The 9,914-nt window shown below is 72.3% G+C and carries 10 protein-coding genes; 5 read left to right on the top strand and 5 right to left on the bottom strand.

What is annotated here, in order from left to right; translation table 11 throughout:
- On the bottom strand, nt 1-310 hold a 310-nt coding region (locus tag ACFWBD_RS33480), incomplete at its 3' end, for an ATP/GTP-binding protein (protein WP_385675216.1).
- 222 nt (nt 311-532) lie between these two features.
- Between ACFWBD_RS33480 and ACFWBD_RS33475 the strand changes: the two genes are divergently transcribed.
- A complete protein-coding gene (locus tag ACFWBD_RS33475; RefSeq protein ID WP_385675213.1) occupies nt 533-1,561 on the top strand; it encodes an LLM class flavin-dependent oxidoreductase in 1,029 nt (342 codons plus the stop codon).
- A gap of 83 nt (nt 1,562-1,644) precedes the next feature.
- On the opposite strand, the gene ACFWBD_RS33470 is transcribed toward ACFWBD_RS33475, so the two are convergent.
- Nucleotides 1,645-2,037, bottom strand: a complete 393-nt coding sequence (locus ACFWBD_RS33470) for an SCO5389 family protein (RefSeq protein ID WP_307165450.1) — start codon at nt 2,035-2,037, stop codon at nt 1,645-1,647.
- Between the two features lie 310 nt (nt 2,038-2,347).
- Between ACFWBD_RS33470 and nucS the strand changes: the two genes are divergently transcribed.
- On the top strand, nt 2,348-3,019 hold the full coding sequence (nucS, locus tag ACFWBD_RS33465) for an endonuclease NucS (protein ID WP_351760717.1): 672 nt from the start codon (nt 2,348-2,350) through the stop codon (nt 3,017-3,019).
- Nucleotides 3,020-3,090: 71 nt separating this feature from the next.
- Here the strand turns inward: nucS and ACFWBD_RS33460 are convergent, their stop codons facing one another.
- Nucleotides 3,091-5,607, bottom strand: a complete 2,517-nt coding sequence (locus ACFWBD_RS33460) for an ATP-binding protein (protein ID WP_385675209.1) — start codon at nt 5,605-5,607, stop codon at nt 3,091-3,093.
- A 236-nt stretch (nt 5,608-5,843) separates the two neighbouring features.
- Nucleotides 5,844-6,167, bottom strand: a complete 324-nt coding sequence (locus ACFWBD_RS33455; RefSeq protein ID WP_020131168.1) for an STAS domain-containing protein — start codon at nt 6,165-6,167, stop codon at nt 5,844-5,846.
- A 424-nt stretch (nt 6,168-6,591) separates the two neighbouring features.
- On the opposite strand from ACFWBD_RS33455, the gene ACFWBD_RS33450 reads away from it, so the two are divergent.
- Nucleotides 6,592-7,164, top strand: coding sequence for a cob(I)yrinic acid a,c-diamide adenosyltransferase (locus ACFWBD_RS33450; RefSeq protein ID WP_385675206.1), 573 nt, complete (start codon nt 6,592-6,594; stop codon nt 7,162-7,164).
- On the opposite strand, the gene ACFWBD_RS33445 is transcribed toward ACFWBD_RS33450, so the two are convergent.
- Nucleotides 7,161-7,790 carry a hypothetical protein gene (locus ACFWBD_RS33445; RefSeq protein ID WP_385675222.1) on the bottom strand — a complete coding sequence of 210 codons (630 nt, stop codon included), beginning with the start codon at nt 7,788-7,790 and terminating at the stop codon, nt 7,161-7,163. The two genes, ACFWBD_RS33450 and ACFWBD_RS33445, sit on opposite strands and share 4 nt — an antisense overlap.
- A gap of 154 nt (nt 7,791-7,944) precedes the next feature.
- Here ACFWBD_RS33445 and ACFWBD_RS33440 point away from each other — a divergent pair, with 154 nt between their 5' ends.
- Both ACFWBD_RS33440 and ACFWBD_RS33435 read left to right on the top strand, forming a co-directional pair.
- Complete coding sequence (locus ACFWBD_RS33440; protein WP_385675203.1) at nt 7,945-9,129, top strand: sensor histidine kinase; 1,185 nt, start codon at nt 7,945-7,947, stop codon at nt 9,127-9,129.
- Entirely contained in the window at nt 9,126-9,806 is a 681-nt protein-coding gene (locus tag ACFWBD_RS33435) for a response regulator (RefSeq protein ID WP_385675200.1), read from the top strand. The genes ACFWBD_RS33440 and ACFWBD_RS33435 overlap by 4 nt, the downstream gene beginning before the upstream one ends.
- The last annotated feature ends 108 nt before the right edge of the window (nt 9,807-9,914 follow it).

Here is a 9,914-nt window from a genome sequence, read left to right as displayed (position 1 = left end):
ACCGCCGCACCCCCGGGGTGCGGCGGTCCCGTGCGTTCCAGCACGCCTTGTGCCAGTGCCGGCGGTCGTCGACGCCCGCGTGCTCGGGCCAGACGACGACATGCGGCACGCCGTCGGGGATCAGCTGGTCGCAGCCGGGGCACCGGTACGCCTTGCCCTGGGCGCTCGAGCCCGCCACGTGCCGCACGCTCCACTGCTCGCCCTGCCAGCTCTCCCCCGACTGCCAGCCGCCGTACCGGCTCGTGCGGTCCTCCTCGGCGCTCTGGCCGGACGGGCCCTCACCCTTGGGTCGGTTGCGACGCGGGGACACGGGACACCTCACGGGGCTATACAGGGAGCAGGATTGGTGTCCAGCCTACGCGGCGTGCGCGCGGGTACCCGTAGGGCAGCGGCGCCCACAAGTCGCCCTCCCCGACGTCCCATTCTCCAGACAATCCGCAAATCTCTCCGCCAGGCCGTGTCCTCGGCACGTGTCAGACGGTTATGCCGGGTGGGGGAGCTCCGCGTCGGAGCCAAGGAAGCGGGAAAGTCCATGCGCGTTGGAAGTTTCGTGTTGGGAGCCCAGTTCCCCGGCCAGGGCCAGGGAGAGGCGCTGCACCGCGCGGTCCGCTCGGCCGAGGTGGCCGAGGAGGCGGGCCTCGACTCGGTCTGGCTGGCCGAGCACCACTTCGTGCCGTACGGCACGTGCCCGTCGGCGGTCACGCTCGCCGCCCTGCTGCTGGGCCGCACCAGCCGCATCCGGGTCGGCACGGCGGTCAGCGTACTGCCCACCGTCCACCCCGTCGCCCTGGGCGAGCAGGCCGCCCTGCTGCACCTGACGAGCGGCGGCCGCTTCTCGCTGGGCGTGGGACGCGGCGGCCCGTGGGTCGACCTGGAGGTGTTCGGCGCAGGCCTGGAGGCGTACGAGCGGGGGTTCCCGGAATCACTCGATCTGCTGGTCCGCTGGCTGCGCGACCCCTCGGTGGGCGCCGACGGCGAGCGGTTCCGCTTCCGTGAAGTCCCCGTAGTCCCCCGGCCGTCGGAGGCGCTGACGGACGCGTCGGGCCCGGAGATCGTGGTCGCGTGCACCTCGCCGGCGAGCGTACGGCTGGCCGCCGAACGCGGGCTGCCGATGCTCCTCGGCATGCACGTGGGGGACGAGGAGAAGGCCGAGATGGTCGCCGCGTGGCGGCAGTACGCGCGCGCGGCCGGGCGGTCCGGGGACGAGATCCGGGGCGCGGCCCATGTCTCGGCGGGCGTCTGCCAGATCGCGGACCGGCGCACGGACGCGGTGGAGACCTTGGTGAAGGCGATGCCGGGCTGGCTGCGGCAGGGGCTCGACGCGCATGTCACGGTCGACGGCCGGGCCCGCTCCATGCGGGACCCGGTGGCATACACCGAACTGCTCTGCGGGCTGCACCCGGTGGGCACCCCGCGGCTGTGCGTCGACCGTCTCGCGGCGACCGGCGAGCGGACCGGCATCTCGCGTTTCGCCCTGCTGGTCGAAGGTTCCGGCGACCTGGCGGCCACCGAGGAGAACGTACGGCGACTGGGCTCGGAGGTGCTCCCCCACCTCCGGTGAACAGCCCAGCCGACCGCGAGGCTTGCCGCTCCCGTACTGATGGAACCTCCCGCGTCAGGAGCGGCAAGCAACAGGCTCACGTGTCAGCAGTCCCGGAATTCCGGGGACTGGTTCAGCACCTGGCTGCGGACCGAGGTGAAACGGACGAGCTTCTCGTCGACAGCCGGCTCCAACGGGAAAACCGCCACCCGGTGGCAGTTCTGGAAGGCCAGCCGCACACCGAAGTGCCGCTGAAGCGCGCCGCGTATGGCGTCGCTCGCGAGCGCGCGCAGCAACTGCCCGCGTGCCTGCTCGTCCGGCGGGGGCGTCTGGTTGTCGGCGAAGTCTCCGCCGTCCACCTTCAGCTGGGCCACCAGGGAGCTGACCATCTCCCATGCGTAGGGCAGGGAGGTCCGGACGCAGTCGACGAATTCTGCTTCGTCGACCTCGCCTCGCTCGGCCTGTTCGAGTAGGGCCGGTGAGACGTCGAGCGACATGGGTACTCCTCTCGCACCCCCGGAACAACAGGGGTTGCCGGACAGGGAAAGGGAGTTCGCATGCCGAAACACCGCACACGCTGAGTACACGCATCGCGACCTCCCGTTCACTACGGTAGGCAACGGACCGTGACCGCACCAGGAGAATGGGCACATAGGGAACCCCCAGTGGGCACACAATCGGCCACTGTCGAATGATCGTTTTCCAGGTCGAAAGGGGCGGGCCCGAAGGGGCTCCGGTTGCGGGTGGTGGGGGGAGACGGGTGGGCGAATCGCGTGCGCGGTGGGGCGTCGGATAGCGTTGCGGACCATGCGTCTCGTCATCGCCCGGTGCTCCGTGGACTACGCCGGCCGGCTCACCGCCCACCTGCCCTCCGCCCCCCGTCTCATCCTGGTGAAGGCGGACGGCAGCGTCTCGATCCACGCGGACGACCGGGCCTACAAGCCCCTCAACTGGATGTCGCCGCCCTGCACGCTGAAGGAGGGCGCGGGCGACGAGGAAGGCGTCTGGACCGTCGTCAACAAGGGCGGAGAGAAGCTCATCATCACGATGGAGGAGATCCTCCACGACTCGTCGCACGAACTCGGCGTCGATCCCGGCCTGATCAAGGACGGCGTGGAAGCGCACCTCCAGGAACTGCTCGCCGACCGCATCGAGATCCTCGGCGACGGCTACACCCTCATCCGCCGCGAGTACATGACCGCCATCGGCCCGGTCGACATCCTGTGCCGGGACGCGGCGGGACAGACCGTCGCGGTGGAGATCAAGCGACGCGGCGAGATCGACGGCGTCGAGCAGCTCACGCGCTATCTGGAGCTGCTGAACCGCGACCCGCATCTCGCCCCGGTCCGCGGTGTCTTCGCGGCCCAGGAGATCAAGCCCCAGGCCCGCGTCCTCGCCACGGACCGCGGCATCGGCTGCCAGGTCCTGGACTACAACGCGATGCGGGGCATCGAGGACGACAAGCTGCGGCTCTTCTGACCCGCTCACCCGCACGACGAGAAGGGCCGGGTTCCTGGAGAGGAACCCGGCCCTTCTCGTGTGCCTGGGGCTCAGATCACCTGATCCGGCGAGACCGGAGCGGAGGGGCCGGAGGAACTGATCGAGCTGGCGGGCGAGGAGGACATCGAGCTGCTTGCCGAGTTCGAGATCGGCGGGCTGCTGCCGGCCGGGGGCGGGGTAGTGGTGGTGTCGGACTCCGACGCCGAGGGCGAGGGCGACGCCGAGCCCGAACCGCTGCTGGACGAGCCGGACGGCGACGGGGACGCAGACTCGGAGTGCGAACTCGACGACGACGGCTTCGGCGTACCGGACGAGCCGCCGCTCCCCGTGCCGTGCGAGCTGCTCGTCGACGACGACGGCTCCGCCTCCCCCGTGGGGGTCGGGTCGTCCGAGGTGCCCATCGTTCCGTCCGGGCCCGGGTCCGTCGGCCTGCTGGTCGCCTCGCCGGTGTCGGCGGAACCGCCGTCGTCGCCCGGGGTGTCCGACTCCAGGCCGCCGTCGTCCACGCCGGCGCTGGCGGACGGGTTGACGCCGACCCGGTCGGAGGGGTCGTTGGCGTCGTTGTTGGAGGTCGCGCCGAGCGTCACGACCGTGCCGAGGACGGCGACGAGCAGCGCGCCCGCGCCTGCCGCGACGAGGTTGCGCTTGGCCAGGGCCTTCAGTCCGCCCCGGTTGTGACGGGTCGGCGGGCCGACGGGCCGACGGTGGGCGACGACGGTCTCGGCCTCCGGCGGGTGGGTCGGGAGCACCGCCTGGATGCCGCGCGGCGGGGACGCCGACTCCTCGTGACGGGCGTCGGGCACCTCCTCGGCGGCCGTCGCCGCCGCGAGGCCGGGCATGTCCCCGGAACGGTCGGAGACCAGGGCGAGGGCGCGGCGGCCGGCGACGGTGCCGCGCTTGTCGGCGATCGCCCCGCGCAGGGCGAGGGAGGCCTCCAGCTCGGAGCGGGCCCGGTCGAGGTCTCCGCCGCAGAGGGCGAGGACGCCCAGCTCGTGGTGGAAGTAGGCGCGGTCGGCGGACTCCCCGGCGAGCCGGGCCGCCTCGGCGCCCTCGTGCAGGGTGCTCTCCCAGGCGCTCCAGTGCAGGCCCGCGGCGAACGCGGGTGCCGCGGTGCGGGCGAGCTGGACGGCGGTGGACTCCTCGTCCTCGCCGGTCCGGGTCGTCGTGGGGACGATCACGGTGAGGGCGGCGAGCACGGCGTCTGCCTCCGCGCACACCCGCTCGGGGGTGACCGAGGGGTGTCCGGTCCACCAGGCGTAGTGCTGGGCGGCGGTGTGGGCGCGGGCCTCGACGTCGTCGGCGTATCCGGCGACCTCGAGCTGGGTCTGGACGCCGGCGGCGAGCCGGTAGCGGGTGCCGACGGGGGAGACGAGTCCGCAGGCGGTCAGTTCGCCGAGGGCCGCGTCGGCGTGGGTGTCGCCGACCAGGGCGGGCAGATGGGCCTGGTGCGGGACCTCACCGTCCAGGGCGACGGCGAAGCGCAGGGTGGCGCGGGCGGACGCGCTGAGGCGGGCCGCGAGCAGCGGCGCGGGCGCGGCGGCCTCGCCGAGCGAGGGCAGGGGTATCTCCTCGGCCTCGCCGGCTCCGGCCAGGCCGTCGACGGCGTCGGTGAACGGCCGGGCGTCCTCGAAGACACCGAACGCGTCGACCGCGTCGGCGCCGGCCCGCAGTCGGTCGCGCTGCGAGAGCAGGGCGCCGGCCTGGACGAACCGGAGCGGCAGGCCCTCGGACTCGAACCACAGGTCGCCGGCCCAGTTGGCCTCCTCCTCGGTGAGGACGCGGCCGACGGCGTGCTCGATCACCTCGACGCCGCCCGCCCGGTCCAGTCCGGTGAGGACGACCTCCTCGACGGCGGACTCCGCGGAGGGCAGCGGGGTGTCCGGGGTGGCGCCGAGCAGGAAGGCGCACTCGGGGGTCGCGTCCAGCAGTTCGTCGAGCGCGGCGCCGCCGAGGTCGAGGTCGTCGACCACGACGACCGCGCCGATCTCGCGGACCAGGGCACGCAGGTCGTCGCCCTCGGGACGGAACCGGGGGGCGTCGTAGACGGCGTGGAAGAGGTCGTGCAGCAGGTCGGCCGAGGTGTGGCGGAAGCCGGTGAGGCGGACGACGCCGTCGGGGGCGAGGTCCTCGCAGTCCTCGGCGACCAGGTCGAGGAGGCTGGTGCGGCCGGAGCCGGCCGGTCCGGTGAGACGGACGGAACGGCCGCGGGCCAGCAGGCGGACCAGTTGTTCGCGTTCGTCCTGGCGGCCCAGGAGCGGCTGGGCGGGCCGGGCTGTTCCGGCGGGGGCCGGCGGCCGGGCGGCGCGCTCGGCCTCGGCCCGCTGCTCCGCGGTGCGCTTGGCGGGGCGCTCGGGTATCTCCGTGGGCGGGCAGAGTTCTATCTCGCTACCGTCGACCGGGTTGACCGTGAGCAGGTGTTCGCCCGTGACGAGCCGCACGGTGCGGGCCAGGGCCGGCGCGTGCTGGCCGAAGTCCGGTGTGAGGGGGTCCCTGGACGGGCGCGGGCGCGGCGTGCCGCCGTCGTCGTCCTGGCCGTACTCCTCGGGTCCCCGGGTGTTCGGGTCCATAGGTTCAAGCCCCCCAAAAGCGTCGTGTGGCGGTAGCCCCTCCCGGCCTTGCTGCACACCGCGCTGTCGCTTCTGGTCCGGTGCCCGCTCGAGGGCTGAGAGCGGCGGGCAGACGAACCGTAAACCTTCGCACAGTATCTACGACAGCCCGGGGTGCCGGGCCGCCCGAAGCGTCACAGTCTCGTGAGGATTGCGCCCGTCGCACGTTTTCCGCCGCAGGCCACGCGCCCTGGGGGTCAGACCCGGGGCAGGGACTCCACTCCGATACCGCCCTCGATCGCGAGGATCCGGTGCAGTCGGGTGGCCACCAGCAGGCGTTGCATCTGCGGAGGCACTCCGCGCAGCACCAGCCGTCGGCCGCACCGGCCCGCCCGTCGGTGGACGCCCATGATGACGCCGAGTCCGGTGGCGTCCCAGGAGTCCAGCTCGGACAGGTCGAGCACCAGGTCGCCGACTCCGTCGTCCACGGCCGTGTGCAGGGCCGTACGTGCGTCCGCCGCACTGCGGACGTCGAGACGGCCCCCGACGACCAGCTCTACGTGGTCGCCCCTGATGTGCATAGCGCTCCCCTAAGCGTGCGTCTCGTGCTCCGCGGTGTGGTGTCCGGTGTTGCATCCTCTGACTGCGGGAAGCGGTCGGAGGTTGCCGTCTGTGAGCGAACCGATACCGAATTCACTCGCAGGGGTGAGGCCCATGGGGCCTGTGCGGTTTCGGTGCCTGTAGAAGCCCTGCCCGCTCAGGCGTCCGATGTCACCGGCGTCAACCATCCGGCGCAGCCGCTCCGCATGCCTCTCGGCCGGAGATTAGCGGGCGTGAGGCGCTGTGTGACCGGTTAGTAACGCGGCTCACGTCTCAGGGCGTGAGACGCCGGTCACGTCGTCAATTACTGTCCGATTCACACCGATTGAACCCGGACTGACCGGGCGCCGACCGCAGTGACGAAGGGAACGGAACGCATTCCCGGGGACGGTCTAGATTGGCCGCATGGTCAATCTGACGCGCATCTACACGAGGACCGGCGACCAGGGCACCACCGCTCTCGGCGACATGAGCCGGGTCGCCAAGACCGACCCGCGGATCGCCGCGTACGCCGACGCCAACGAGGCGAACGCGGCGCTCGGCACGGCGCTCGCGCTGGGCGGACTGGACGAGGAGCTCGTCGGGGTCCTCACCCGGGTCCAGAACGACCTGTTCGACGTCGGCGCGGACCTGTCGACGCCGGTGGTGGAGAACCCGGAGTTCCCGCCCCTGCGGGTCGAGCAGTTCTACGTCGACCGTCTGGAGGCGGACTGCGACCGGTTCAACGAGCGGCTGGAGAAGCTGCGGTCGTTCATCCTGCCGGGCGGCACCCCGGGCGCGGCCCTGCTCCACCAGGCCTGCACGGTCGTCCGGCGGGCCGAACGCTCCACCTGGGCGGCGCTGGAGGTGCACGGCGAGCGGATGAACCCGCTCACCGCGACCTATCTCAACCGGCTCTCGGACCTGCTGTTCATTCTGGCCCGCACCGCCAACCAGGCGGTCGGCGACGTGCTCTGGGTGCCGGGCGGGGAGCGCTAGCGCATCTTGGCCGGTTCCCGCTCCGATCCGCCGTTCGGTTCGGACTTCGGTTCGCTCTTCGGTTCGCTCTTCGGTGCGGCCTTCGGTGCGGCCTTCGGTGCGGCCTTCGGGAACAGGGTGTAGCTCCCCGCGATGACGAGGTTGATGCCGATCACCCACAGCATCCGCAGCTGCCACGCCCGCAACGAGCCGGTCTCGCCGTCCCCGCCGACGTGCCGGACGGCCGCCTGGAGCAGTGCCATGGCGACCACCGCGGCGAGGGTCCAGCGGCCCGCGACCTTCCATTCGTGGACGGCGCGGGCCCTGCCGTACTTCGGCGGCCGCACGGGCGGCGGGCCGCCGGCGAAGCGGTGGGCGACCCGGGCGTCCACCCACTTGACGGTGGAGTGGCCGAGGCCCACGGTGAAGCCGATGTAGACGGCGGCGAGCCCGTGGCGCCAGTCCGGCTCGGCGCCGTGTCCGAGGTCGATCGCGGTCACCGCGAACAGCACGACCTCCAGCAGCGGCTCGCACAGCAGCAGGGCCAGCCCCAGACGCGGCATCCGGAACACGTACCGGAAGGCCAGCCCGGCGGCCAGCAGCACCCAGAAGGCCACCTCGCAGGCGATGATCAGTGCGACGATCACGGTTCGCTCCTCTCGCTCACCCTTCACAGGCTCCCGGGCGGGAGCGCGCGTCTCGTCGTCGGCGGTGACGAACTCGCGGTACATCGAAAGATGCAGTTCGGGACCGTTCCCGGGGAGCAGGCGGACGGGACGCGCGGCGTGTTGGATGGAGGACATGGCCGTCCGAGATCCGCACCGCCCGCGCCGTCCGCACCGCTTCGACGTGTACATCGCGGTCGGCGGGCTGCTCGGCGGGCTGCTGCTGGTCGCCATCGGCCTGGGCACCCGGCCGTCCGACGATCCGATCGTGCTCCTCGACGGCCCCTGGCCGGTCCTGGCGCCGCTCTGTGCGCTGGCCGGCTGCGAGGTGCTGCGCCGGGTCGCGCCGCGTACGGCCCTGCTGATCGGCACGGCCGCGATCGTCGTGGACACCCTGACCCGGGGCAACCTGTTCACGGTGCTGATGTACACCGACGTGATGTACGCGGCCGTCCTGTACGGCCCGCTCACGTCGGCCCGCCGGATCCAGTGGATCACCGGACTGCTGACGGTGGTCGGGACGCTGGTGCCGTTCGCGGTGTGGCGGGTGCCGGAAGCACTGCTGATCGGGGTGGTGGTCGGCATCGTGGCCTACGCGCCCGCCGCCACCGGCTGGATCGTGCGCGACCACCGCGACGCGGCCGAGGCCGCCCGGCTGCGGGCCGAACAGACCGCGCTGCTGGCCGAGATGGACCGGACCCAGGCCGTCACGACCGAACGGGCGCGGATGGCACGGGAGTTGCACGACATGGTCGCCAACCACCTGTCCGCGATCGCCATCCACTCGACGGCGGCGCTCTCGATCGACGACCCGGACACGTCCAGGCAGGCGCTGTGCGTCATCCGCGAGAACAGCGTCGAGGGGCTGGCGGAGATGCGGCGGCTGATCGGGATCCTGCGCGACGGCAGCGGGGACCGCGAGCCGGCCGCGGCCCCCACCCTGGACGGCCTGGAGGCGCTCGTCGACGGCGCCCGTGCCAATGGTCTCGACGTCACCCTCGCCGTCGAGCACGGCGAGGTGCCGGCCCCCGTCGAACTCGCCGCCTACCGGATCGTCCAGGAGTCGCTGACCAACGCGCTGAAGCACGCGTGCCCCGGCCGGGTCACCGTCGCCCTCGTCCAGCGCGACGGGTTGCTCGACGTGCGGGTACGGAGTCCCTACGGGCATCGGGACGGGCCCCGCGCTCCCGGTTCCGGCGCCGGGCTCGTCGGGATGCGGGAGCGCGCGGCGCTGCTGGACGGCACGTTCGACGCCGGTCCTGAGAACTCCTGCTGGACCGTGCGCGCCACATTCCCCCTGGTCGAAGGAGAGCCCGTATGAGCTCCGCCATCCGGGTCCTCGTCGCCGAGGACCAGTCCGCCGTGCGCGCCGGGCTCGTCCTGATCCTGGGCAGCGCGTCCGACATCGAGGTGGTCGGAGAGGCGGCGGACGGGGAGCAGGCGGTGTCGCTGGCCCGGGAGTTGCGGCCCGACGTGGTGCTGATGGACGTTCAGATGCCGCGTCTCGACGGGGTGTCGGCGACCCGGAGAGTCGTCGAGGAGGGGCTCGCCGACGTACTGGTGCTGACCACCTTCGACCTCGACGAGTATGTGTTCGGGGCGCTGCGGGCGGGCGCGGCGGGGTTCCTGCTGAAGAACACGGAGGCGAGGGATCTGCTGGCGGCGGTCCGTACGGTGGCCGGCGGGGAGGGGCTGATCGCTCCCGCGGTGACCCGACGGCTGATCGCCGAGTTCGCCGCGAAGCCGGTGCGGGCGCCGAAGGCCGACCCGGCCGTCCTGAACACCCTGACCCGGCGCGAGCGCGAGGTGCTGGCCTGTCTGGGCGAGGGGATGTCCAACGCGGGCATCGCCGGGCGCCTCGACATGGCGGAGGCGACGGTGAAGACGCACGTCAGCCGTCTGCTGGGGAAGCTGGAGCTACGCAGCCGGGTGCAAGCGGCGGTGCTGGCGCAGGAGTTGGGTATCCGGGCGGGATCCGAAGGGGCGCCGGAGGTTTAACGGGCCGCAGTGGTCCAGACCTATTGACCTGTGGTCCAGACCTTTCTATTCTCGCGGCACCGTGGGCGTGAAGGCTCAGTCACGCCCCCCGACTCCCCCGAGGAGGCG

The sequence above is a fragment of the Streptomyces sp. NPDC060002 genome, assembly GCF_042737245.1.
GTDB lineage: Bacteria > Actinomycetota > Actinomycetes > Streptomycetales > Streptomycetaceae > Streptomyces.
Note: the sequence above shows the minus strand (reverse complement) of the source record. Positions and strands in the feature narration are given on the sequence as shown.